The sequence below is a fragment of the Enterobacter cloacae complex sp. I2 genome (genome assembly GCF_014896205.1).
Classification (GTDB): domain Bacteria; phylum Pseudomonadota; class Gammaproteobacteria; order Enterobacterales; family Enterobacteriaceae; genus Enterobacter; species Enterobacter quasihormaechei.
On the sequence record NZ_JADBRA010000016.1, the window covers coordinates 15,351 to 37,669 of the forward strand.

24 protein-coding genes and 1 pseudogene are annotated in these 22,319 nt (G+C 54.2%); 9 read left to right on the plus strand and 16 right to left on the minus strand.

Features of this window, described 5'->3' with window-relative positions; translation table 11 throughout:
• The first annotated feature begins 210 nt into the window (after positions 1 to 210).
• Positions 211 to 1,881, plus strand: coding sequence for an NAD-dependent DNA ligase LigB (gene ligB, locus IM300_RS14750; protein ID WP_193037110.1), 1,671 nt, complete (start codon positions 211 to 213; stop codon positions 1,879 to 1,881).
• Positions 1,882 to 1,886: 5 nt separating this feature from the next.
• Positions 1,887 to 2,012, plus strand: a pseudogene (locus IM300_RS14755) (hypothetical protein); the annotation flags it as partial.
• A 26-nt stretch (positions 2,013 to 2,038) separates the two neighbouring features.
• Here IM300_RS14755 and IM300_RS14760 read toward each other — a convergent pair.
• Complete coding sequence (locus IM300_RS14760; protein WP_063868767.1) at positions 2,039 to 2,656, minus strand: trimeric intracellular cation channel family protein; 618 nt, start codon at positions 2,654 to 2,656, stop codon at positions 2,039 to 2,041.
• Positions 2,657 to 2,864: 208 nt separating this feature from the next.
• Positions 2,865 to 3,728, minus strand: coding sequence for a YicC/YloC family endoribonuclease (locus IM300_RS14765; RefSeq protein WP_193037112.1), 864 nt, complete (start codon positions 3,726 to 3,728; stop codon positions 2,865 to 2,867).
• A gap of 125 nt (positions 3,729 to 3,853) precedes the next feature.
• On the opposite strand from IM300_RS14765, the gene rph reads away from it, so the two are divergent.
• The gene (gene rph / locus IM300_RS14770; RefSeq protein WP_013094888.1) at positions 3,854 to 4,570 is read left to right on the plus strand and encodes a ribonuclease PH; all 717 of its coding nucleotides are present in this window, start codon (positions 3,854 to 3,856) and stop codon (positions 4,568 to 4,570) included.
• A gap of 67 nt (positions 4,571 to 4,637) precedes the next feature.
• Positions 4,638 to 5,279: an orotate phosphoribosyltransferase gene (gene pyrE, locus IM300_RS14775; protein ID WP_107534402.1), complete on the plus strand. Its 642-nt coding sequence runs from the start codon at positions 4,638 to 4,640 to the stop codon at positions 5,277 to 5,279.
• Between the two features lie 82 nt (positions 5,280 to 5,361).
• On the opposite strand, the gene slmA is transcribed toward pyrE, so the two are convergent.
• The 3 genes from slmA to coaBC all read right to left on the minus strand — a co-directional run bounded on the left by slmA (position 5,362) and on the right by coaBC (position 7,727).
• Complete coding sequence (gene slmA, locus IM300_RS14780; protein ID WP_063868771.1) at positions 5,362 to 5,958, minus strand: nucleoid occlusion factor SlmA; 597 nt, start codon at positions 5,956 to 5,958, stop codon at positions 5,362 to 5,364.
• Between the two features lie 121 nt (positions 5,959 to 6,079).
• Positions 6,080 to 6,538: a dUTP diphosphatase gene (dut, locus tag IM300_RS14785; RefSeq protein ID WP_015570042.1), complete on the minus strand. Its 459-nt coding sequence runs from the start codon at positions 6,536 to 6,538 to the stop codon at positions 6,080 to 6,082.
• On the minus strand, positions 6,516 to 7,727 hold the full coding sequence (coaBC, locus tag IM300_RS14790) for a bifunctional phosphopantothenoylcysteine decarboxylase/phosphopantothenate--cysteine ligase CoaBC (protein WP_193037170.1): 1,212 nt from the start codon (positions 7,725 to 7,727) through the stop codon (positions 6,516 to 6,518). The genes dut and coaBC overlap by 23 nt, the downstream gene beginning before the upstream one ends.
• A 172-nt stretch (positions 7,728 to 7,899) precedes the next feature.
• Between coaBC and radC the strand changes: the two genes are divergently transcribed.
• From radC to mutM, 4 genes are all read left to right on the plus strand, one after another.
• Complete coding sequence (radC, locus tag IM300_RS14795) at positions 7,900 to 8,565, plus strand: DNA repair protein RadC (RefSeq protein ID WP_063868776.1); 666 nt, start codon at positions 7,900 to 7,902, stop codon at positions 8,563 to 8,565.
• A 217-nt stretch (positions 8,566 to 8,782) separates the two neighbouring features.
• The gene (gene rpmB, locus IM300_RS14800) at positions 8,783 to 9,019 is read left to right on the plus strand and encodes a 50S ribosomal protein L28 (protein WP_002436699.1); all 237 of its coding nucleotides are present in this window, start codon (positions 8,783 to 8,785) and stop codon (positions 9,017 to 9,019) included.
• 22 nt (positions 9,020 to 9,041) lie between these two features.
• On the plus strand, positions 9,042 to 9,209 hold the full coding sequence (gene rpmG, locus IM300_RS14805) for a 50S ribosomal protein L33 (RefSeq protein WP_003024094.1): 168 nt from the start codon (positions 9,042 to 9,044) through the stop codon (positions 9,207 to 9,209).
• Positions 9,210 to 9,281: 72 nt separating this feature from the next.
• Positions 9,282 to 10,091, plus strand: a complete 810-nt coding sequence (gene mutM / locus IM300_RS14810; protein WP_003860879.1) for a bifunctional DNA-formamidopyrimidine glycosylase/DNA-(apurinic or apyrimidinic site) lyase — start codon at positions 9,282 to 9,284, stop codon at positions 10,089 to 10,091.
• A gap of 2 nt (positions 10,092 to 10,093) precedes the next feature.
• Here the strand turns inward: mutM and coaD are convergent, their stop codons facing one another.
• The 7 genes from coaD to rfaQ form a co-directional block, all read right to left on the minus strand.
• Positions 10,094 to 10,573, minus strand: a complete 480-nt coding sequence (gene coaD / locus IM300_RS14815) for a pantetheine-phosphate adenylyltransferase (protein WP_063452136.1) — start codon at positions 10,571 to 10,573, stop codon at positions 10,094 to 10,096.
• 3 nt (positions 10,574 to 10,576) lie between these two features.
• On the minus strand, positions 10,577 to 11,347 hold the full coding sequence (locus tag IM300_RS14820; protein WP_107534403.1) for a glycosyltransferase family 2 protein: 771 nt from the start codon (positions 11,345 to 11,347) through the stop codon (positions 10,577 to 10,579).
• A complete protein-coding gene (gene waaA, locus IM300_RS14825) occupies positions 11,347 to 12,621 on the minus strand; it encodes a lipid IV(A) 3-deoxy-D-manno-octulosonic acid transferase (RefSeq protein WP_003860874.1) in 1,275 nt (424 codons plus the stop codon). Before waaA ends, IM300_RS14820 begins: the two co-directional genes overlap by 1 nt.
• A gap of 66 nt (positions 12,622 to 12,687) precedes the next feature.
• Positions 12,688 to 13,677, minus strand: a complete 990-nt coding sequence (locus tag IM300_RS14830) for a glycosyltransferase (RefSeq protein WP_193037114.1) — start codon at positions 13,675 to 13,677, stop codon at positions 12,688 to 12,690.
• Positions 13,678 to 13,688: 11 nt separating this feature from the next.
• A complete protein-coding gene (locus IM300_RS14835; RefSeq protein ID WP_064910019.1) occupies positions 13,689 to 14,789 on the minus strand; it encodes a glycosyltransferase in 1,101 nt (366 codons plus the stop codon).
• 2 nt (positions 14,790 to 14,791) lie between these two features.
• Entirely contained in the window at positions 14,792 to 15,919 is a 1,128-nt protein-coding gene (locus tag IM300_RS14840; RefSeq protein ID WP_107534404.1) for a glycosyltransferase family 4 protein, read from the minus strand.
• Complete coding sequence (gene rfaQ / locus IM300_RS14845; RefSeq protein WP_193037116.1) at positions 15,916 to 16,986, minus strand: putative lipopolysaccharide heptosyltransferase III; 1,071 nt, start codon at positions 16,984 to 16,986, stop codon at positions 15,916 to 15,918. Before rfaQ ends, IM300_RS14840 begins: the two co-directional genes overlap by 4 nt.
• A 150-nt stretch (positions 16,987 to 17,136) precedes the next feature.
• Here rfaQ and IM300_RS14850 point away from each other — a divergent pair, with 150 nt between their 5' ends.
• Positions 17,137 to 18,093: a polysaccharide deacetylase family protein gene (locus IM300_RS14850; RefSeq protein WP_193032435.1), complete on the plus strand. Its 957-nt coding sequence runs from the start codon at positions 17,137 to 17,139 to the stop codon at positions 18,091 to 18,093.
• A gap of 23 nt (positions 18,094 to 18,116) precedes the next feature.
• On the opposite strand, the gene IM300_RS14855 is transcribed toward IM300_RS14850, so the two are convergent.
• Genes IM300_RS14855 through rfaC form a run of 4 tightly spaced genes read right to left on the minus strand, consistent with a single transcriptional unit; the run spans position 18,117 to position 22,317 of the window.
• A complete protein-coding gene (locus IM300_RS14855) occupies positions 18,117 to 19,328 on the minus strand; it encodes an O-antigen ligase (RefSeq protein WP_193037118.1) in 1,212 nt (403 codons plus the stop codon).
• Complete coding sequence (locus IM300_RS14860) at positions 19,316 to 20,215, minus strand: glycosyltransferase family 2 protein (RefSeq protein WP_193037120.1); 900 nt, start codon at positions 20,213 to 20,215, stop codon at positions 19,316 to 19,318. The genes IM300_RS14855 and IM300_RS14860 overlap by 13 nt, the downstream gene beginning before the upstream one ends.
• 5 nt (positions 20,216 to 20,220) lie before the next feature.
• The gene (locus tag IM300_RS14865; protein ID WP_063868796.1) at positions 20,221 to 21,330 is read right to left on the minus strand and encodes a glycosyltransferase family 9 protein; all 1,110 of its coding nucleotides are present in this window, start codon (positions 21,328 to 21,330) and stop codon (positions 20,221 to 20,223) included.
• 3 nt (positions 21,331 to 21,333) lie between these two features.
• Positions 21,334 to 22,317: a lipopolysaccharide heptosyltransferase RfaC gene (gene rfaC / locus IM300_RS14870; protein WP_063868798.1), complete on the minus strand. Its 984-nt coding sequence runs from the start codon at positions 22,315 to 22,317 to the stop codon at positions 21,334 to 21,336.
• Positions 22,318 to 22,319 lie beyond the last annotated feature (2 nt).

Consider the following 22,319-nt stretch of genomic DNA (forward strand, 5'->3'; position numbering starts at 1 on the left):
CGGGCTTATTATACACGTCGCCGCTGTGTGACGTAGCCTTTGTCACACTTTTTCCCCTGGATTATTGATTTTGCGTGCCGTTTTCAGGTTTTACCCTCCTTTTGCTGCAACAAAAACAATGCGCTGAAGCACGCTCGTAAAATGCCTTTTTGCCGCTGGTCTGCGGCTCCCCGGCAGGGTATACCCTTCGCAAAACCGGGAGGGATGATAATGGTGAGATGGATAAGCATACTGATGTTCTTCTTAAGCAGCGGGGCGATGGCAATCTGCCCGGTCTGGTCGCCGTCGAAGGCCGGGCAGGAGATCGCGGCCCTGAAGGCGCAGCTGGCCCGCTGGAATGACGCTTACTGGAAGCAGGGCAGCAGCGAGGTGAGCGACGACGTTTACGACAGGCTTAACGCCCGATTAAAACAGTGGCAGCGCTGTTTTCACGATGAGCCGCTGCACGACGATCTCCCTGCCGCCAGCGGGACGGTGAAGCACCCCTTCGCCCATACCGGCGTGCATAAGGCAGAAAGCCAGCAGGCGCTTAGCCGCTGGATGGCCGCGCAGCAGGATCTCTGGGTGCAGCCAAAGGTGGATGGCGTAGCGGTCACCCTGGTCTACAAAAACGGCAGGCTGGTGCAGGCCATCAGCCGCGGCGACGGTTTGCAGGGGGAAGAGTGGACGGCTCAGGCGCGAATGATCCCCGCTATCCCGCAAACGCTGTCCGGGCCGCTTGCCAACAGCGTATTGCAGGGTGAACTTTTTCTGCTTCGCGAGGGGCATATTCAACAGCAGATGGGCGGTATGAATGCGCGAGCGAAGGTGGCGGGAGCGATGATGCGCGCGACCGATCGCGCAGCGCTGAAGCAGACAGGCATTTTTATCTGGGCCTGGCCGAACGGTCCAAAAATGATGAAAGCACGCCTTTCCGCGCTGGCAAAGGCCGGTTTTACCCTGACTGCGCGTTATACCTTGCCGGTTAAAAACGCGGCTGACGTGGAAGCGCAGCGGACGGCCTGGTTTAAGGCTTCGTTACCCTTTGCCACGGATGGCATTGTGGTTCGCGCCTCGGCAGAGCCGCCGGGTGAGCAGTGGCTGCCGGGAGAAGGGAACTGGGTCATCGCGTGGAAATATCGTCCTGTGGCCCAGGTGACGGAAGTCAAAGCCATTCATTTTACCGTTGGCCGTACCGGGCGGATCACGGCGATTGCGCAGCTTGAGCCGCTTATGCTCGACGATAAACGTGTACAGCGCGTGAGCCTGGGGTCGGTCAACCGCTGGCAGATGCTGGATATTGCGCCCGGCGATCAGGTGCTGGTAAGCATGGCGGGTCAAGGTATTCCCCGGCTGGATAAGGTGGTATGGCGCAATGTGGATCGCCATAAACCACAGCCGCCCTCATCGCACTACAACGGCTTAACCTGTTTCTACGCCTCCCCGGAATGCATGGAGCAATTTTTTGCCCGGCTGACGTGGCTAAGCTCCAGCCAGGCGTTAGATATCAAAGGGATGGGCGAGTCGGGGTGGCGTAACCTCTATCAGGCGCATCGGTTTGAGCATCTCTTCTCCTGGCTACAGCTCACGCAGGCGCAGCTCGCTGCGACGCCGGGGATATCGGCAACGCATGGCGCTGCGCTATGGCATCAGTTTAACCTGGCGCGGGAGCGTCCTTTTATCCGCTGGATCGCCGCGATGGGAATACCGTTGTCCCGGTCAACGCTGAAGGCGGCAGGGGATCGCTCCTGGCAGGCGCTGGTTCAACGAAGCGAAGCGGAGTGGCGGAGGCTGCCGGGTACCGGACAGGAGAAGGCCCGTCAGATCGTAGACTGGCTGCATCAGCCGCAGATTGATGCGCTGGCGAGGTGGCTGGCCGCACAGCACATTGGTGGATTTTAATCTGCGTACAACGCCTGGAGCAGAGCGGCGTCAATACCAAAGGGGTGATCCTGAACGGCGTCATTAAGCGGGCAAGCAACGCTTACGGCTACGGCTATCATCACTACGGCTACACCTATTCGAGTAACTGATAATCCGGCGCCTGCCCATTCTGACATTAATGCGCATTGTGTTTGTAATGAAAAACGGGCAGGCCAAGCTTCAGGCGCAATGCGAGCATGCGCGCGGTGAAACCAAACAGCAGCGTGGAGATAACCACCACATCGTGACTGGTAACATAGTGCTGCAAGGCAACATACAGCACTGCGGCGGCAAAGGAGATGCCGGCATACAGTTCCTTCTGGAAAACCAGCGGGATACGTTTACAGAACATATCGCGCAGCACCCCGCCAAACACGCCCGTGATCACCGCCGCAATGGTGGCGATAACCGGGCCTTCACCCATATCGAGAGCGATTTGCGCACCAATGATGGAAAAAACAATCAGCCCAAGCGCATCAAGCACGAGGAATAAGCGGCGCAGATGAGGCATCACCGGAGCCACAATCGTGGTGAGTACGGCTGCCGTTGCCACGATAATGACGTACTCAGGGTTTTTGACCCAGCCGAGTGGATAATGGCCAAGCAGGATATCGCGTACGGACCCGCCGCCGAGCGCAGTGGCTGTGGCAATAATGATCACGCCGAAGGTGTCCATACGGCGACGTCCGGCAGCGAGTGCGCCGGTCATGGCTTCTGCGGTAATGCCAATGAGATAGAGAACATGAAGCAGCATAAAACCTCCGGAATGAAGAGGGGGAGATTAACGATTTGTGCGGAAGATCACGATTGAGATTTTCTAAGGCGAGGTGGTTTTCCCTAAAGTAATTTATCAGCGCACGGCGGGCAGGCTTTATTTAAGGCGGGGGAGAGAGAAGGTAAGACTGAATAAGGATTAGAAAAAGTAATGGGTGGCGTGCGAGGCAGCACCACCCGGAAAGGGATCACTCGATATTCTGGATCTGCTCGCGCATCTGCTCAATCAGGACCTTCAGTTCAATCGCTGAATTGGTCACCTCTGCATTGATAGACTTAGACGCCAGCGTGTTCGACTCGCGGTTGAACTCCTGCATCATAAAGTCGAGACGGCGGCCTACAGCTTCTTTCTTCTTAAGAATGTTGTAGGTCTCTTTAACGTGCGCTTCCAGACGATCCAGCTCTTCAGCCACGTCCACGCGCTGCGCCATCAGCACCAGTTCTTGTTCCAGACGGTTGTTTTCGAGCTGGACTTCCGCCTCTTCCAGTTTGGAGACAAGTCGCTCACGCTGCCATTGCAGCACTTCTGGCATATGAGCGCGAACTTTAGCCACTTCGGCGCTCACGCCCTCAAGACGCTGTTCAATCATTGCTTTCAGCGCCTGGCCTTCGGTTTCGCGGGCAACGATAAAGTCATCCAGCGTGCCGTCGAGTGCCGCGAGGATTTCGGCGGTAATCGCGTCCAGATCCTGCTCTCCGGCGGCCATCACGCCAGGCCAGCGCAGAATATCAACCGGGTTGATCTCGCCTTCGTCGCTTTGCATTTTGACCCAGTTCGCCGCATTAACGAGCTGTTTTGCCAGCTTTTCGTTAAGGATCAGTTCGCCCTGCGCGCTGGCATCGGGCTCAAAACGCAGATTACATTCCACTTTCCCGCGGGTCAGACGCGTACGGATACGCTCACGCACCACAGGCTCCAGGCTGCGGAACTGTTCCGGCATACGGAAATATGTTTCCAGATAGCGCTGGTTTACCGAGCGCATTTCCCAGGTAGCGCTACCCCAGCTACCCTTGATTTCACGCCGGGCGTAGGCGGTCATACTGCGGATCATAGACATTCCCGTTTTTAAAGGAGAGATGGGGGGATTATAGCTTTCAGGGGCTTCTCAGGATAGGAATAAGCGTCCTTTATCCGTATAATGCGCAGCCACATTCGTTTCAAGCCGGAGAATCCATCATGCGTCCAGCAGGTCGTAGCGCCAATCAGGTGCGTCCCGTCACCCTGACCCGTAACTATACAAAACACGCTGAAGGCTCCGTGCTGGTTGAGTTTGGTGACACCAAAGTGCTTTGCACCGCGTCCATCGAAGAGGGCGTGCCTCGCTTCCTGAAAGGTCAGGGCCAGGGCTGGATCACCGCCGAATACGGCATGTTGCCGCGCGCAACCCATACCCGTAATGCCCGTGAAGCGGCAAAGGGTAAGCAGGGCGGGCGTACTATGGAGATCCAGCGCCTGATCGCGCGTGCGCTCCGCGCCGCGGTTGACCTGAAAACGCTGGGCGAGTTCACCATCACCCTGGACTGCGACGTGATCCAGGCCGATGGCGGCACGCGTACCGCCTCCATTACCGGTGCCTGCGTGGCGCTGGCAGATGCGCTGAACAAGCTGGTTGCCGCCGGTAAGCTGAAAACCAACCCGATGAAAGGGATGGTTGCCGCTGTCTCCGTCGGTATCGTTAACGGCGAAGCACTTTGCGATCTGGAATACGTTGAAGATTCTGCCGCAGAAACCGACATGAACGTGGTGATGACCGAAGATGGTCGCATCATTGAAGTGCAGGGCACGGCGGAAGGCGAGCCATTCACCCATGAAGAGCTGCTCACCTTGCTGGCGCTGGCCCGAGGGGGTATCGAATCCATTGTAACGACGCAGAAGGCGGCGTTAGAAAATTGATTTTAAGGCGACCAATGAGTCGCCTTTTTTTTGCCTGTAAGACAGAAAAAACTAAAGGAGCAAATCCATGAAATCGTATCAGCGCCAGTTTATTGAGTTTGCGCTTAACAAGCAGGTACTTAAGTTTGGCGAGTTCACGCTGAAATCGGGGCGTAAAAGCCCGTATTTCTTCAACGCCGGGCTGTTTAATACCGGGCGCGACCTGGCACTGTTAGGCCGTTTCTATGCCGAAGCGCTGGTGGATTCCGGGATTGATTTCGACCTGCTGTTTGGCCCCGCGTACAAGGGCATTCCGATTGCAACCACCACGGCGGTGGCGCTGTCGGAGCACCATGACCGCGACGTGCCATACTGCTTTAACCGTAAAGAGGCCAAAACCCACGGTGAAGGCGGCAATCTGGTAGGCAGTGCGTTGCAGGGCCGCGTGATGCTGGTCGATGACGTGATCACCGCAGGCACCGCGATCCGTGAATCAATGGAGATTATCCAGGCTAACGGTGCAACGCTTGCGGGCGTGCTGATTTCGCTCGATCGTCAGGAGCGCGGGCGCGGCGACATCTCTGCTATTCAGGAAGTGGAACGCGATTATGGCTGCAAGGTCACGTCGATTATCACCCTGAAAGACCTGATTGCGTATCTGGAAGAGAAGCCTGAGATGGCGGACCATCTGGCAGCGGTAAAAACGTATCGCGAAGCGTTCGGGGTTTAATTGCGTTGCCCGGTGGCGCGACGCTTACCGGGCCTACCCGTTCGTAGGCCGGATAAGGCGAAGCCGCCATCCGGCGGCGGCGTTACTGCAATTGTGCTGCCACTAACGGCCAGCGGGCGTCAAAATCGTCCGTTGGTCGGTATTTGAATTCGCTGCGCACAAACCGAGAGAGCATCCCCTCGCAAAATGCCAGGATCTGGCTTGCCAGCAGGGTCTCATCAGTAGTATATCCCTCACCTTCCCGCATTTTTTTCTCGCGCAGAACCTGACGCAGCTGAGCTTCGATACGCTCAAAAAGCTGATTTATACGGCCTTGCAGACGATCCTGTTCAAACATCAGCGCGTGGCCGGTCAGAATACGGGTCAGACCCGGGTTACGTTCACCAAAGCCCAGAATCAGCAGCACAATCAGACGCAGACGCGCGCTGGTGTCTTTTTCATCTTTCAGAATCAGGTTGATGCGCGTGATCAGGCTATCTTCAATAAACTCGATCAGGCTGTCGAACATCCGGGTTTTACTCGGAAAATGACGATACAGCGCCGCTTCTGATACGCCCACAGAGGCCGCCAGCTTTGCGGTGGTGATGCGTTGACTGCCGTCGCTGGATTCAAGCATCAGAGCCAGAGATTGAAGTATTTCTTCGCGACGATTCCTTTTCGCGGTTTGTTTTTCTGCCATGTTACAAAATACCCCTGAAAATAAGCACTTGTCAGGCTGGCAACCACACAGCGACCCGCAAACTGACGTTTGCGGTTTGTTATTGCATTATGGCGCTGTGAGATGCGTGTTTGTCGGGCGGTTATTTGCGCCCGGAATGGCCGAAGCCGCCTTCGCCACGGTCGGTGGCGTCGAAGTCTGCCACCAGGTTAAATTCTGCCTGCACCACCGGTACAAACACCATCTGCGCGATACGCTCGCCCGGCTCAATGGTGAAGCTGTCCTGGCCACGGTTCCAGACGGAGACCATCAGTTGCCCCTGATAGTCAGAGTCGATCAGGCCGACCAGATTACCCAGCACGACGCCATGCTTATGGCCCAGGCCAGAGCGCGGCAGGATCACTGCTGCCAGTGACGGGTCAGCAATGTGAATCGCCAGACCGGTCGGGATCAGGGTCGTTGCACCCGGCGCCAGTTCTACGGCGTCGTCGAGACAGGCGCGCAGGTCAAGACCGGCAGAGCCGGAGGTGGCATACGTTGGCAGCGGAAATTGCTCGCCAACGCGCGGGTCCAGAATCTTAACGTCGATTTTTTTCATCATAACGGGTAACGATCTCGTCCAGTAATTGTTGGCCCAGGAGTGCTTTGCGCTCAAGCGGTAAGACTTTATCTCCATCCTGCCAGAAAAGGTGCAATGCGTTGATGTCGCTGTTAAATCCTTGCGTGGACAGCGATACGTCGTTCGCGCAAATTAAATCGAGGTTTTTGCGGGTACGTTTTTGCCGGGCATATTCTTCCACATTATTCGTTTCTGCGGCAAACCCAACAACGTAAGGACGATGAGTTTTCAATGCGGCGACACCGGCAACGATATCCGGGTTCTTCACCATTTTTATTGTTAATTCATCGCCTTGCTTTTTAATTTTGGCGTCAGCAATGGTTTCAGCACGGTAATCAGCGACGGCCGCACAGCCGATAAAAATATGCTGCTGTTGTGCATGCGCCTGTACGGCGGCGTTCATTTCCAGCGCGGTCGTCACATCAATACGCTGCACAAACGCCGGTGTGGTAAGCGACACCGGGCCGCTTACCAGCGTGACGTTCGCGCCGCGTTTGGCCGCCGCGGCGGCAATGGCAAAGCCCATTTTGCCGGAGCTGTGATTGGTGATGTAACGCACCGGATCCAGCGGCTCGCGCGTTGGGCCCGCGGTAATCATGATGTTGAGATGTTGCAGATCGTTGACAGGCGAGAAATGGGCGGCGGCCATATCAACAATCGTCAATGGGTCGAGCATACGGCCCGGCCCCACGTCGCCACAGGCCTGGCTGCCGCTGTCCGGTCCCCAAATCAGCAGGCCGCGCGCGGCCAGCGTTTCCAGATTATGCTGGGTGGCGGCATTGCGGTACATCTGCTGGTTCATGGCGGGCACAACCGCGACGGGCGCAGGCGTGGCGAGGCAAATGGTCGATACCAGATCGTTCGCCATTCCCGCCGCCACGCGGGCAATTACATCTGCCGTGGCGGGGGCAAGGATAACCAGATCGGCCCATTTCCCCAGCTCAATGTGGCCCATTGCGGCTTCGGCCGCCGGGTCGAGAAGGCTGTCGGATACCGGGTATCCCGAGACGGCTTGCAGGCTTAGCGGGGTGATAAAGGCTTTGCCGCCTTCGGTGATCGCGACCCGTACGTCGGCCCCGCGCTCGCGCAAACGGCGCACCAGGTCTGGCGTTTTATAGGCAGCAATACCGCCGCTTACGCCAAGAACGATTTTTTTACCGGCCAGGCTCATCATGATTCTTTCCTGTTGGGTTCACCAGAGAGCGGGCATTTTATCACAATCCCTAAAACGGGGTGATGATGTCCTTTATTCACTTTGCGAGGCGTTACGCAAGAACGAAACGTCAGCGTCGAGCCCCGAATTTGCCTGTGGCAGCATAATGACAAACAGAAGGAGGCCGGGCATGGAAGAGACTGAACTGCTGCTACCGCGTGAAAAAATGCTGCGCCATGGCGTCACGTTGCTGAAAGACGACGAGCTGCTGGCGCTCTTTTTACGCACCGGCACGCAGGGAAAAACGGTATTTACGCTGGCGAAAGAGCTGATAGACCATTTTGGTTCACTGCATGGTTTGCTGACCGCCGAGCTGGAGGCGTTTACGCACGTGGAGGGCATCGGCGTGGCGAAATATGCCCAGCTGCGGGGCATTGCGGAGCTTGCCCGGCGATTTTATAACGTGCGTATGGAGGAAGAAGACCCGATCCTGACCCCGGACATGACCCGCGAATTTCTGCAAAGCCAGCTCTCCGATCTGGAGCGGGAGATCTTCATGGTGATCTTTCTCGACAACAAAAACCGGGTGCTGAAACATACCCGCCTTTTTTCGGGAACATTGAGCCATGTTGAGGTGCATCCGCGTGAAATTGTGCGGGAAGCGATAAAAGTGAATGCAGCCGGCGTGATCCTCGCGCATAATCACCCCTCTGGCTGTGCAGAACCAAGCAGAGCTGACAAAGCCATTACCGAACGTATTATCAAATGCTGTCAATTCATGGACATTCGTGTGCTGGACCATCTGATAATTGGCCGCGGAGAGTACATTTCTTTTGCCGAACGTGGCTGGATTTAGGCCTTTTCTCGCGATCCATCGGGATCTTTGTCTGTTCGGGACTTGAGCACACCGCCGAGTCAGCGTATACTACGCCACCTTTGAGAATCTCGGGTTTGGCATTTGGGCCTGGCAATCGAGAGTTCAATAGAACTATGCGATGACCGGGCTGTAAAGCCTGACGAGGCGCCGATACCCCATACGAAGCTCGAGCTAATTTGATTTTTGGAGAATAGACATGTCCCGAGTCTGCCAAGTTACTGGCAAGCGTCCGGTGACCGGTAACAACCGTTCCCACGCACTGAACGCGACTAAACGCCGTTTCCTGCCGAACCTGCACTCTCACCGTTTCTGGGTTGAGAGCGAGAAGCGTTTTGTCACCCTGCGCGTATCTGCTAAAGGTATGCGTGTAATCGATAAGAAAGGCATCGATACAGTTCTGTCCGAACTGCGTGCCCGTGGCGAAAAGTACTAAGTACTTAAAGAGGAAATAAATCATGGCTAAAGGTATTCGCGAGAAAATCAAGCTGGTTTCTTCTGCTGGTACAGGTCACTTCTACACCACCACGAAGAACAAACGTACTAAGCCGGAAAAACTGGAACTGAAAAAATTCGATCCAGTTGTACGCCAGCACGTACTGTACAAAGAAGCTAAAATCAAATAATTTTAGTCTCCTTGTATTGAAAAACCCCGCATCTGCGGGGTTTTTTGCATTCTGCATCTCAACGGAGGAACCATGCCTGAATTACCTGAGGTAGAGACCAGCCGCCGCGGTATTGAGCCGCATCTGGTCGGCGCGACTATTCTTCATGCTGTCGTTCGCAACGGGCGTCTGCGCTGGCCGGTTTCCGATGAGATCCACGCGTTAAGCGATAAACCCGTCCTGAGCGTGCAGCGCCGCGCGAAATATCTGCTGCTGGAGCTGCCTGACGGCTGGATCATTATCCATCTGGGCATGTCGGGCAGTCTGCGCATCCTCACCGAAGAATTGCCTGCGGAAAAGCACGATCACGTTGACCTGGTGATGAGCAACGGCAAAGTGCTGCGTTATACCGACCCGCGTCGCTTTGGCGCATGGCTGTGGACCAAAGAACTGGAAGGGCACAACGTGCTGGCGCATCTCGGGCCTGAGCCGCTCTCAGAGGCGTTTAACGCGGATTATCTCAAAGAGAAGTGTGCGAAGAAGAAGACCCCGATTAAACCCTGGCTGATGGATAATAAGCTGGTGGTGGGCGTGGGGAATATCTATGCCAGCGAATCGCTGTTTGCCGCCGGGATCCATCCCGATCGGCTGGCCTCTTCGCTGTCGGCGCAGGAGTGCGAGCTGCTGGTCAGAGTGATTAAAGCGGTACTGCTGCGCTCAATTGAGCAGGGTGGGACGACGCTGAAGGATTTCCTGCAAAGCGACGGGAAGCCGGGCTATTTTGCGCAGGAGTTGCAGGTTTATGGCCGTAAGGGTGAGCCATGCAGGGCCTGCGGGACGCCGATTATTGCCACGAAGCACGCCCAGCGGGCCACGTTCTACTGCCGTCAGTGCCAGAAGTAAGGTTACTTTAGCTTTTCCATCAACGCCTGGTGGACGTTAACCGGCAGGAAGTGGGTAACGTCCCCGTGATGGCGCGCCACCTCTTTCACCAGCGAAGACGAGATGAAAGACCACTCCTTGGAGGGCATCAGGAATACACTCTCCAGCTCCGGCATCAGATGGCGGTTCATGTGCGCCAGCTGCATCTCGTATTCGAAGTCTGCTACCGCGCGCAGCCCGCGGATCAGGATATTGGCCTGCTGAGCACGGGCAAAGTTTGCCATCAAATCGCTGAACCCGACGACCTCAACATTCGACAGATGCGAAATCGCATCGGTGGCCAGCTGCACGCGTTCGTTCAGGTCGAACATCGGCTTTTTGCTCGGGCTGGCGGCGATAGCCAGAATCACCTTGTCGAACATACACGCCGCACGGGTGATGATATCAAGATGACCGTTAGTGATTGGATCGAAGGTACCCGGATAAATCGCTTTTGTGCTCATGGCTCACGTTTTCTCTGAGTAGCCGCGGTTCAGCGCCCACAGCTCGGTGTATTTGTTGAAAGTATACTGGGCATTGACCACCGCCAGTAACCAGCCCTGTTTGCCGTCCAGCACGCCGCCGCGCAGCAGCAGCGTTTTCAGAAACGCGCCCAGCGTGTGGGTGAATATACCCGTCAGCGTGGCCTTCTTGCCGCGCTGATGGCGTTCCTGCGCCCATGCGGTGGCATAGTTGAGCTGTTTACGCTGGAAGCTGGCGAAATCACGGCAGGTCAGATGAAGCAGATCGCCCGTCAGGGGGATCACCTGAGCGTTATCGCAGGCCAGCGACTCATGAACAAGGTTATCGTTGTACTGGTAACGCTCGCGCGCATAGAGGCGCATCACACGGTCGGGATACCATCCGCTGTGGCGCATAAAGCGGCCCAGGAAATAGTTACGACGCGCGATACTGTAGACCGCGCCAGGCTGCGGCGCGGCAAGCACCGTTTGAATGGCCTGCCGGAGTTCCGGGGTGACGCGCTCGTCGGTGTCGATCATCAGCACATAATCGCCCGTGGCGAAACCCTGCGCACGCTGGCGCTGAATGCCGTAGCCCTGCCAGTCGGTGTCGGTAAAGACTTTTGCACCTGCTGCACGGGCAACGTCCACCGTGTTGTCCGTACTTCCGGAGTCGAGAATGACGATTTCGTCAGCCCAGGCAACGGAGGCCAGGCAATCCGGAAGCAGGTCGGCGGCGTTTTTGGCGATCATCACGACCGACAGACGCGTTGACATCAGTGGCTCCGCTGCGGCAGATAAGGTTGCAGAAGTTGCAGCAGACGGGTCAGTGCGCCCTGGTTCTGATGCAGGACTTCAACGGCATGTCGACCGTACCACAGGCGGTAATCTTCGTCAGTCAGAAGGGTAGAGACCTCTTTGACCACCGAATCCGCGTCGGTCACAGTGATTAAGCCGTCGGCTTGCTGCAATTTAGCGCAGATATCTTTGAAGTTAAACGTGTGTGGCCCCATCAGCACAGGGATGGCGTGGGCCGCCGGCTCCAGCGGGTTATGGCCACCGCGCTCTACCAGGCTGCCACCGACAAAAGCGAGATCCGCAATGCCGTACAGCAGCATCAGTTCGCCCATCGTATCGCCAATCACCACCTGCGTGCTGCCTGAGGGGATTTCGCCGCTGCTGCGCAGGGTGAAGCTGAAACCGCCTTTTTGCACCATCTCGCGGGCATCTTTGAAACGCTCCGGATGGCGGGGAACCAGAATCAGCAGTAAATCAGGGAATTTTTCCAGCAGCTGGCGGTGAGCCTGAAGAATAATCGCTTCTTCGCCGTCATGGGTGCTGGTGGCAATCCAGACCTGACGACGCGGCGCCCACTGTCGACGCAGCGTGACCGCACGGGCGGCGAGTTCTGGAGTGACGGAAATATCGAACTTCAGGCTACCCGTGACCGCAAGCTGGTTGCGTTTCAGCCCGAGGGCGATAAAGCGCGCGGCATCTTCTTCGTTCTGCGCGGCAATCAGCGTGATTTTGCTGAGCAGGCGACGCATAAATTTACCCAGCTTGCCGTACCCTTTCGCCGAGCGTTCTGACAGACGCGCGTTGGCGATAACCAAAGGAATTTTACGGGCATGCAGGGCGGAAATCATATTCGGCCACAGTTCGGTTTCCATGACGATCACCAGTTTAGGGCGAACGGTATTCAGGAAACGGTTCATGGCGCAGGGAAGATCGTACGGCAGATAGACGTGATGCACGTCTTTACCGAAAGCAGACATCACACGCTCTGAGCCGGTTGGCGTCATTGTGGTGACGGTGATGGGCAGCGACGGATAGCGGTGGCGCAGGGCACGCACCAGCGGAATGGCCGCCAGCGTTTCCCCGACTGACACGGAATGCAGCAGAATACCGTCCGGCGCCACTTTATTGCGGCAGTAGCCATAGCGTTCGGCCCAACGTTTACGGTACGCAGGCGCTTTACGGCTACGGAGCAACAGTCGCAGCCACACCAGTGGCTGAATGATGTAGAGCAGGGCGGTATACAACAATTCCAAGCGATTATCCGTTTTTTTAGTTTCGGCCGGGAAATTCTAAGCATTTAAGCGTGCTAAAGCTATCTCTTATGCCAGATACCGTTTTAAACGGAAGTAGCGGCGGCCCAGGCGCCAGCGCAAACGCGGGCTTTTGGCACTCTTCCAGATGAGCTTCCAGATCCCGGTATCGAAGAACTCTTTGATTATCATTGATTTCTTCGCCTCATCCTTCATGTTGTCGAAGGTATGAATAATTCCCAGCCCCTCTTTGGCGATTTGCCAGTGGCAGGCAGGGATATTTTTCACTTTATCCGGGTAACGCTGGTTAATGGCATCAAGCATCTTCAGGATCTTCATGTAATGACGCGCGGAGCGAATAAGCGTGTCGTCATTATCCGGGGTGTGCGATACCGAGGCGGAGTGTATGTAGTAGTCGTAAAAGCGTTCGCTGGTGTACTGAACGCGTTCCGCGGCAAGCAGCACCTCGGTAGTCCACGGGATATCCTGATGGCGCAGGCCAGGCTCGAAGCGGAAACCGTTCTGACGAATAAAATCGTGGCGATAGATATTCAGCCAGGTCACATGGAGGAACTTACGTGAATCCAGCGCCTTTTTTAGCCATGCCGCGCCATTCATGACGCCCGTTGAGGCGAGCTTATCTTCAGGGAAGATAGGGCGAGACGGTTTTTTGTTATTTTCCCAGACGTAGTTGCCATTGCAGGTGGCGACGTCCAGGTTCTGCGTGACGGCCATATCCAGCAGACGCTGGTACATGCCGGGTTTAAAGACGTCATCAATATCCGGGAAAGAGAGATATTGGCCGGTCGCTACGGCCAGGCCGGTATTACGCGCGATGGACACGCCCTGATTAGGTTGTTCAATAACCTGCATCTGTGGCAGCGTTTCACGCCATTTTTCGACAATCTGCATCGAACTATCAGTGGAGCCATCATTGACGATGATGACTTCCATACTGTCGATATGTTGATTGACAAGGCAGGTAAAGAACTGATCGAGAAAAGCTTCACCGTTATAAACGGCAACCACCACGCTTAATAAAGGCGCTGAATTTTGCATATGAAACCTGATTATTTTTGGTTGTCGACCAAAGCAATGTATTGCTGGCAAATGGCGTTGATACCAAACGATGCGATCGTTTCGCGATCAACAACCGGCGGAGAGGCATACAGTTCTGCCAGAGTTTTCGCCAGTGATTCGTCGGTTAACGCTGTCAGACCACGCGCCAGGGGGCCAGTAAGGATCTCAGCAGGGCCGCCAGGGCAGTTTGTACTCACCGGTGGGGTCTGACAGATAATGGACTCCACCAGTACATTACCAAAACCTTCGCAGTCGGAACTTAACACTAAAAGGCGAGCCCCTTTGATCCATGGATAGGGGTTGGTTTCGAACGGGCGGAAAATAATCTTATTTTCGATTCCAAGCTCAGCGGCTAACTGTTTGAGCTGGTCTATTTTGGCGTCAGAGCCTTTGCCCATTAACACCAGCGATGCGTCAATCTTGCTCAGCGCGAACGCGCGCAGAAGCCGGTCGTGTCGCTTGTGTTCATGAAAACGGCCAACGTGGATAATGTAATCCTGCCCCTGCATCTCAAAGGGCGCTTCTGCCAGACGCTGAATTTCAGGGATATCGAAGGGGTTATGGATAACCGCTTTGCGCCGCAGGGGGATAGCGAGTACTTCAGCGAGATCGTGCAGTACGGCGCCGGATACCGCCACAACGTTGCGGTTTTCATAGGTATGGCGAATTTTATAATGCTTAAACCAGCGGGAAAGCCCGCTGCGATGGCGTAAATAGGAGAAAGAGAACATCCCGTGTACGCAGAACCAGACCTTATCCCGATCCAGCGCGCGGCTGTGCGCCACGATACGGTCGGTTTTATGCAGATGGGAGAAGACAACGTCAAATTTACCGCTGCGTTCTGCCTGCTCAATGGCGCGATCCAGTAAACGGGCGCGACGCGGGATCTCGGTCAGCTTCCGCCAGGGTTTTTTACAGGTATCCTGCACAACCTGAAAATCGATGCCTTCCGGAATGGCGTAGTCGCACACCTTCCGTAAGGAGAAAAGGGTAACCTGATGCCCCAGTTCTGTCAGTCCGCTGGAGAGGGTGAGAACCGTTTTTTCAGCTCCTCCACCGGGTAAACCATCAATAATCATTAGGATGCGCATTATTAATCCAGTAATTTTTGATAAAGCGAAATAAGCTGACTTGACAGTTTTTCAGGGGTTGCTTCTCTGACGCGTTCACGCGCCGCAAGCCCCATATTGTTATTTTTTGCCAGTGAAGGAATGGACACGACGGCCTCCTTCAATGTGCGGATATCAAGTGCATCACAGTAAAACCCGTTCTGGCCTTGCGCAATAAATTCTGATCCACCGCAACTCTCTGACGTAATGACGGGCAGTCCGCAGGCCATTGCTTCAAGTATGACGTTAGGAAAAGGATCATACAGCGTCGGCAGCAGTAAACCATCAGAAAGCTGATAAAATGGCAGCGTCTCTTTTTGCATCCCCAGGAAACGGATTTGCCCCTCACAGCCTAATGAACGGGCGAGGTCGCGATAGCGGCTTTCCGCTTTATCCTGACCGACCACAATCAGCCACGCCGATGTTCCTGCTATCGCCTGAATAGCGCTTGCCAGACCCTTGCGTTCAAACCCCGAACCCACGAAGCAGAAAATGACGGCATCAGCGGGTAAGCCAAATTGCTTACGCAGTACAGCACGCTGACGCTCTTCTGCCGGAACGAAGCGGCTGGAATCTATTGAATTATAAATCACATGTATCTTTTTTGCGTCAATATCAAAGTCTTCGACGATTTCGCGTTTGATCATCTCCGCATTACAGATAACGGCTTTCAGCTCGGGCGCCTGATACATTTCACGCTCTGCGTGCATTACGTAGCGGTGATAGCGATCGTGCATAAGCAGCTTCGCACGCCAGGCGGGGAGAATACGCGACCGCTGTAGCAGCCAGCGTCGATGCACGCCATCTCCGGCGCGGTAAATATCACAGCCCGGAATGCGTTCGTGGCTCTGCACAATATCAAACTGCTGTTGCTGCCAGAGCGCGCGCGCGGCATGTGCGAAGCCGCGTTCACGGCTGATGCGACCCCATTTCCGTGGATCGCAAATATGAATGTGCCAGTCGTCCTGCTTTTCGCCCTGCCACTCGCGAGTGATGACGTTGAGCTCAAGGTTTTGATTGCTCAGCGCGGTGAGTGCCCTGGAGACAAAACGTTCCGCTCCCCCATCCGGACGATATTTTTGGCGCACGATGGCCAGACGATGAAGCTTCATTGCAGGTATCTCCTTGCGGCGGAGACGACGGCATCAACGGGTATGGCGTCGAGATAACGTTCCGTCGTTTTTGTATCAATGGCGTCAGGGTTGGGAAGCGGGCCGTAGTTACCTGCCCAGATGACCTCGCCGTTAACCTGCCATGGCGACCAGAACGTCAATTTTGATGGGCCAAACAGCGCCACGCAGGGCGTCTGAAGGGCGGCGGCCATGTGCATGGGTACGGAGTCAACGCCGATGAACAGGTTCGCATGATCGATAAGCGCGGCCAGCTGGCGCAGGGTTAACTGTCCTGCCAGCGAAACAACACCCGTTTGCGGGGAGGCGGCAAGGATGCGATCGATCATCGCCAGCTCTTTTTTATCCGGACCTGCGGTAAGAACGATGGTGTGGCCGTCCTGCTGCAACGCGGCGATAGTTTGCGCCATTTTGCCTTCGTCCCAGCACTTAAAGAACCAGCGTGAAGTGGGTTGAATAACGATGAACCCTTCTCCCACGCCCTTTTGCGTCAGCTTTTGCTGAGCATGGTGCCAGTCATCCGCGCTGTAAGCCATGGTGACGGTAGGGTTGGACGCTACCGGCAGCGCTGACAGTATGGAGAGATTTTGTTCAACGGTATGCAGCGACTGATGGCTAGCCACAGAAACCAGTTCACTGTGACAAAAACGCCAGAATGCATTATTGCGCTTGTTAAAGGCAAACCCGAGCCGAACCGGTGCACCGGTGAAGCGGCTGACAATCGCGCTGCGCCACTGATCGGCCAGATTAATCACCAGGTGATAATGCTGAGCGCGCAACGCACGAAGCAACTGCCACTCTTTTTGCAGGTGCTTCAGCGTCCCCAGTTGCTTCCATTTACGATCGATACCGTAGATCGTACCGATTGCCGGATGCGCGGCGAGCATGTCTCGCGTCTCTTCATAGAGAAGCACGTCGATTTGGGCTTCAGGCCATTTTTGGCGTAATGAATTGATGACGGGGGTAGTGAGTAACATGTCACCATGATGGCGAAGTTTGATCAGTAAAATGCGCAAATCAGGCGTGTCAGGTAAGTTATTCATCATCATCTTATCGGCGTTGTACTATTGGCAATTCTAATAGACCTGGTAACGACTTGCACTCTTTCTCCATAATGTCGGGAATTTCCCCGGAAGGGTTTACTCCTGCTTTCGGGCGTGCGTAACATAGCGCTAACTATTTTGTCTTGCGGGCTCATTATGAAAAAACCAGCGTTTATCATCACGATCGATACCGAAGGGGATAATCTCTGGCAGAACCACCGGGTGATCAAAACGGAAAACGCTCGCTACCTGGCGCGGTTTCAGGCGCTTTGTGAACGTTTCGGCTTTAAGCCCGTCTGGCTGACCAACTACGAGATGGCGGTCGAACCGGTATTTATTGCGTTCGCTAAAGAGGTCATAGCCCGTGGCCAGGGTGAGGTGGGGATGCATCTCCATGCCTGGAACAGCCCTCCGGAGCACGATCTTACCGGTGATGACTGGCGCTGGCAGCCTTATCTGATTGAGTTTTCAGACGAGGTTATGCGTGAGAAAGTGGTATTTATGACCCGCTTACTGGAAGAGACCTTCCAGACAAAAATGCTCAGCCATCGCGCCGGGCGCTGGGCATTTGACAGCCGTTACGCCAGGCTGCTGATCGAGCTGGGGTATCAGGTAGATTGTTCCGTCACGCCGCGCGTGAACTGGCGCAACGCGAAAGGTGCCCCTCAGGGAAGTGGCGGGACGAATTACCAGCATTTTCCCGATCGCGCTTACTTTCTGGACGCAGACGATATTTCCCGTCCTGGAAACAGCCCGTTACTCGAAGTGCCGATGAGCATCCAGTATAAACACCCGGCATGGCTAAATTCCCTGAAGCAGGGTTATGATCGTCTTCGCGGTAAATACCGTTCTCCGTCAGTTAACTGGTTACGCCCGTCCGGCGGGAACGCGGCGGAGATGATTAAGGTTGCGCAGCAGTGTCTGTCTCAGGGGAATGACTACGTGGAGTTCATGCTTCATTCGTCAGAATTTATGCCTGGCGGCAGCCCGACGTTTAAAGATGAGGCGGCGATTGAAGGTTTATATCAGGATTTGGAACAGCTGTTTACCTGGCTATCAGATAAAACGGTGGGAATGACGCTGGCGGAGTTTTACCAGTACAAAAAAGCATAATGCCCGCCAGGCGGGCATATTTGCTATTGCTGCTTTGTTTGCGAGAAAGGTGTACTCAACGCAAAGATAATCATAAAGAAGATGAGGGCTTCTGAGCTGAGCAGTATGACATCCGTCAGTCCATACAAAAGCAAAAGAAGCATCGACGTTAGCAGCAGCGCATTTCTGTTTCGCAGAGCATACGCAATCATCGAAACAAAGAAAAAGAGCATTACCGCCACGCCGGGGATCCCCTGCAAAGAGAACTTCTCAATGAATTCGTTGTGCAGGTGGACTTTGATGTATTCGAGCGCGCTGCCAAGGTGTGGATGTCCGTCTTTAATATACTGCCGCGTCCATGCTTCACGCTCTTCGAGTGACTGTCCTAACGGATGGGCAAGTCCATTCTGAATACCTACCGTCCACATGGAAAAACGAGCGCCGAGGGACGTGCGGTCAATACCCTGTTGATATCTCTGATATTCAAGCTGTGTTTGCGATATTTTAGGCGATATTAACGGCTTGTAGCTAACGATGATAATACCAGCCACAATACATAAAAAGATGAGGGTGGATTTAAGGTGAATACGCCTGAAGTGATAGAGCGTCAGCACTATCGCCAGGAGCAGATAAAGCCCCATTGCAGCGCGCGTGCCCGTGAGCAGTATGACGAAGTAAGAAAGTAAAATGGTTAAACCAGCAACAACGTAAAGCGTCACGTTCTTCTGTAGGTAAAGACTGTATACGAATGCCAGCGATAACACGGAATACACATAAGCTGAAACGGTGGCTCGGTTAATCGCCATTTCAACGCGAGCCATCCCTTGCGTTGCCTGCCACAGGCCATATCCCGTTGCGAGTACAAACCCCGCAGCTGAGGCGTAAAGGAAATATTTTTTAAAGGTCTCTTTATCGAGATAGGATTTAAAACGGTCAATATAGAATATCAGAACGCTCGCCAGGATTAATTTTTTACTTGAATCGAGATAATCGCTGTAAAGATTCATCCCCTGATTATGGTACTCATAGATGACATACCAGCTAAGGTTCAGTAATCCAATCAATAAAATCGGCAGCGCTATGGTAAAGGGACGTAGCGTGATTTTTTTATATTCAAACGCCAGGCCGATAATGCTGACGTAAATAGCAATATAGAAAAACTCTCTCTGTTTTCCTGAACTAACCAATGCCAACATCAAAGAGATGAGGCTCAAAATGAGTGTCAGCTGATACAGTCGTGGTCTTATTTTTTCCATAACGCCTCAATAACCCTTTTTTTGTAGCTAAAACGAACATCGGTGGAAAGGAAAAACGACAATGTATACATGGATTTTACGCGTTGCGTAACGAGCGCCAGGTGTTGGTCTGAAAGATATGTCCGATGGTTGCTGTAGATATCAAACCAGTGGCAATTGACGAGATGCCTGTAGGAGGATGGAAATGTGTTTTCCATCTGTAGCGTACACTCGACCAGCGTAGATATTTTGCTGGCATCCAGAACGCTCGATAAACTGTCGCTGCGTTTAATATAATAATAGTGGCCCTGGCGCTGATAAGCTATTTTACTCGACTGCATTAGCATGCCGGGAAAAACAGCGAAATCCTCATAGCATTGCAGAGAGGGAATCGGATTGTTTTCATACAGCTTACGATGAACAAACTGACCGATGAGATGCGCCTGAAAATCTTTGTGGCGTAAGAAACGCGAGATTGCTTCATGCTGTGACAAGGAAATAGGGTTAAATCCCCGCCACTCTGCGCTTATTTTCCGGGGATCGCGAATCTCAAGCAAACGCGTCAGCAGCATGTCCGGGCGCTGTGCTTTCAGGAAGGTGATTGCGTCTCTCAGGCTACCCGGCTTTAAGCAATCGTCACTGTCGAGCATCGTAATGTACTCTCCCGATGCCAGCGCGACGGCACTGTTTCGGACGTGGCCTACGTTACGAAAGTTCACGGTCCGGGTTATGACCTGCGGAAATTTAAGCGACCACTCGTCAATTATTGCCTGCGTGGCATCCTCAGAACTGTCGTTAAAAATAATGATTTCTGTGTCTTGGTCTGTTGCTGCCAGCAGGCTCGAAAGCGTGGCGGGCAGCGTATCTTCAGCGTTATGCGCAGCAATGATGACGCTTAAAAAAGCCATAAAAATTAGTGTCCTTGAGCGTCGGTAGCGCGATCCAGTGAGCGGGCTTTCGGCAAGCGTCGAATAAACTGCTGGAGTTCGTCTAAAGCGGGTTCAGTCACCGCGAAAAGCTCTTCCCTCTCCTGAGGGAAATAATAACGTGTTTCAAAGACATAAGAGCAAATGTTGTCGTCATTACCAATCAGCATCACGTTGCCAAGCGGACGCTGTTCATAGTGGCAGCAAGGCCCAAACAGCAGGACCACCGGCACGCCGACCGCGTCTGCAATGTAGACATTGCCCGAATCAGACGCGATGTAGCAGTCCATTTTAGAAATGGCCCAGGGAAGCTCTTCGAGCGAAATTTTGCCAATCAGATTGATAAAATTCGGGATGTCACCGTAAAGGCGGGTGATATCGTCCATCCACGACTGTTCGTTTGGCGCGCCGAAGACATAAAACTCGCAGGGTAAATCGGCGAGACGATCCACAATCCGCTTCCAGATAGCAGGCGGCACCGTTTTGGCTTTATTACCCGCCGCAATGCTGATGCCGATGCGGATAACGTCTGGTTTATCAAGAATGGCCGGGTAAGTCGTCGGTTTGAAGAGCGGCTTTGTGGCGTGCTTGGGAGAGTCTTGCCAGGTGAGCGAACGGTCGGCCAGTTTCAGGTAGTTCGTCACCGAAAGCGTTTTTTTGCCGTGCTCAACGGTACCGTCGGCCGCGAGATAGAAAATCCCGTGATACCACCTGCGCGTGTAAATGCTTAGAAATTGTTTGTTTTTTGCATTACAGACGGCGGCAAAAAAGAGGTTTACGCTGTTGGGCTGTAGCAGGTAGACGTTGTCATAGCGGTTCATGATCCTGCAAGCGAAGCAGAGCTTGCGCCACAGGCTGCGCTTATGCTGCTCAATAAAATAGATCTGCTCGATAGTCTCATCATGCTTCGCCAGCGCGCCAACGCTGCGACTGACCAACACATCGCTTTTTTGCAGATGTGCCAGAAGAGGTGTCGCATTAATAAAGTCACCGATTTTGGCTGTCTGAATGACAAGGTTTTTGCCCGTGTCTTTCCGAAACAGCTTCCGGAGGAGCTTCACCGGAAAGAGTAAAATCAGCAGAAATACATAACTCATGGGTTAAATATCCCTGTTGGAAAGCCGATGGCTGCCCTGTAAAAATGAAAAAATAGCATCTGCGCTAATATCCTTCGTTTGTTGCGTAGGGCTGACCATCTGATGCTGGTTTTTACCGTAACCCCCGATCAACCCCGGATCGGTCGGGCCGAAAATCGTGATATTAGGACGATCCAGTGCGGCGGTTAAATGGCTTAACCCTGTATCCACAGAAACGACGGCGTTAGCGCCCGCCAGCTGTGCGGCAACTTGCGCCAGCGTGAGTTTGGGTAACACCTCGACGTGGGAAAAGCCTGCTGCCAGACGCTCCGCGCGCTGCCGCTCATGTTCAGCACCCCACGGGAGTTTAATATGGATACCGCAAGGTTGCATTAGTTCAATCAGTCTTCGCCAGTGCGTTTCCGGCCAGTGCTTGTCGTCGCGCGTTGTGGCATGCAGGAAGACCAGATACGGCTCGCTATCCTTCTCCGTTTCGCGCAAAAAGTGCTGCGCAATAGCGTAGTCGCCCTGCGCTTCCGGTTTCGCATAGCCGAGGCTTTTCGCAAACAGCTCGCGGGTGCGTTCTACGGCGTGCTGCTGCTTCGCAATATGGTGGCGACGATTATAGAACAGACTCGCCAGCGGTTCGCGGGCGGTGTGCCAGTCCATGCCGTGCTTTATGCCGTGCGCCAGACGCGTGACCAGCGCCGCGCTTTTCACCAGCCCTTGGGCGTCGATGATGGCGTCGTAACGCTGCGCCTGTACCGCTTCGCGGAAGGCTTTACGCTCGGCTTTAATCGGTGCGGAGAACCACGCTTTGCGCCAGCGGCGAATGGCCACCGGGATCACGCGGTCAACGGCTTCATGCCAGGTGGGGATTTGCGCGAAGCCTTCTTCCACCACCCAGTCAAAACGGATGCCGGGGATGGCCCGCATCGCGTCCGTCAACGATGGCAGCGTATGCAGAACATCACCCATTGAGGAGGTTTTAACGATCAATACCCGCATCC

What these genes read in the sequence shown, in the direction of transcription:
- ligB (WP_193037110.1), top strand. Translation starts at nt 211, where the DNA reads ATGGTGAGATGGATAAGCATACTGATGTTCTTCTTAAGCAGCGGGGCG.
- IM300_RS14760 (WP_063868767.1), bottom strand. Translation starts at nt 2,656, where the DNA reads ATGCTGCTTCATGTTCTCTATCTCATTGGCATTACCGCAGAAGCCATG.
- IM300_RS14765 (WP_193037112.1), bottom strand. Translation starts at nt 3,728, where the DNA reads ATGATCCGCAGTATGACCGCCTACGCCCGGCGTGAAATCAAGGGTAGC.
- rph (WP_013094888.1), top strand. Translation starts at nt 3,854, where the DNA reads ATGCGTCCAGCAGGTCGTAGCGCCAATCAGGTGCGTCCCGTCACCCTG.
- pyrE (WP_107534402.1), top strand. Translation starts at nt 4,638, where the DNA reads ATGAAATCGTATCAGCGCCAGTTTATTGAGTTTGCGCTTAACAAGCAG.
- slmA (WP_063868771.1), bottom strand. Translation starts at nt 5,958, where the DNA reads ATGGCAGAAAAACAAACCGCGAAAAGGAATCGTCGCGAAGAAATACTT.
- dut (WP_015570042.1), bottom strand. Translation starts at nt 6,538, where the DNA reads ATGATGAAAAAAATCGACGTTAAGATTCTGGACCCGCGCGTTGGCGAG.
- coaBC (WP_193037170.1), bottom strand. Translation starts at nt 7,727, where the DNA reads ATGAGCCTGGCCGGTAAAAAAATCGTTCTTGGCGTAAGCGGCGGTATT.
- radC (WP_063868776.1), top strand. Translation starts at nt 7,900, where the DNA reads ATGGAAGAGACTGAACTGCTGCTACCGCGTGAAAAAATGCTGCGCCAT.
- rpmB (WP_002436699.1), top strand. Translation starts at nt 8,783, where the DNA reads ATGTCCCGAGTCTGCCAAGTTACTGGCAAGCGTCCGGTGACCGGTAAC.
- rpmG (WP_003024094.1), top strand. Translation starts at nt 9,042, where the DNA reads ATGGCTAAAGGTATTCGCGAGAAAATCAAGCTGGTTTCTTCTGCTGGT.
- mutM (WP_003860879.1), top strand. Translation starts at nt 9,282, where the DNA reads ATGCCTGAATTACCTGAGGTAGAGACCAGCCGCCGCGGTATTGAGCCG.
- coaD (WP_063452136.1), bottom strand. Translation starts at nt 10,573, where the DNA reads ATGAGCACAAAAGCGATTTATCCGGGTACCTTCGATCCAATCACTAAC.
- IM300_RS14820 (WP_107534403.1), bottom strand. Translation starts at nt 11,347, where the DNA reads ATGTCAACGCGTCTGTCGGTCGTGATGATCGCCAAAAACGCCGCCGAC.
- IM300_RS14830 (WP_193037114.1), bottom strand. Translation starts at nt 13,677, where the DNA reads ATGCAAAATTCAGCGCCTTTATTAAGCGTGGTGGTTGCCGTTTATAAC.
- IM300_RS14835 (WP_064910019.1), bottom strand. Translation starts at nt 14,789, where the DNA reads ATGCGCATCCTAATGATTATTGATGGTTTACCCGGTGGAGGAGCTGAA.
- IM300_RS14840 (WP_107534404.1), bottom strand. Translation starts at nt 15,919, where the DNA reads ATGAAGCTTCATCGTCTGGCCATCGTGCGCCAAAAATATCGTCCGGAT.
- rfaQ (WP_193037116.1), bottom strand. Translation starts at nt 16,986, where the DNA reads ATGATGATGAATAACTTACCTGACACGCCTGATTTGCGCATTTTACTG.
- IM300_RS14850 (WP_193032435.1), top strand. Translation starts at nt 17,137, where the DNA reads ATGAAAAAACCAGCGTTTATCATCACGATCGATACCGAAGGGGATAAT.
- IM300_RS14855 (WP_193037118.1), bottom strand. Translation starts at nt 19,328, where the DNA reads ATGGAAAAAATAAGACCACGACTGTATCAGCTGACACTCATTTTGAGC.
- IM300_RS14860 (WP_193037120.1), bottom strand. Translation starts at nt 20,215, where the DNA reads ATGGCTTTTTTAAGCGTCATCATTGCTGCGCATAACGCTGAAGATACG.
- IM300_RS14865 (WP_063868796.1), bottom strand. Translation starts at nt 21,330, where the DNA reads ATGAGTTATGTATTTCTGCTGATTTTACTCTTTCCGGTGAAGCTCCTC.
- rfaC (WP_063868798.1), bottom strand. Translation starts at nt 22,317, where the DNA reads ATGCGGGTATTGATCGTTAAAACCTCCTCAATGGGTGATGTTCTGCAT.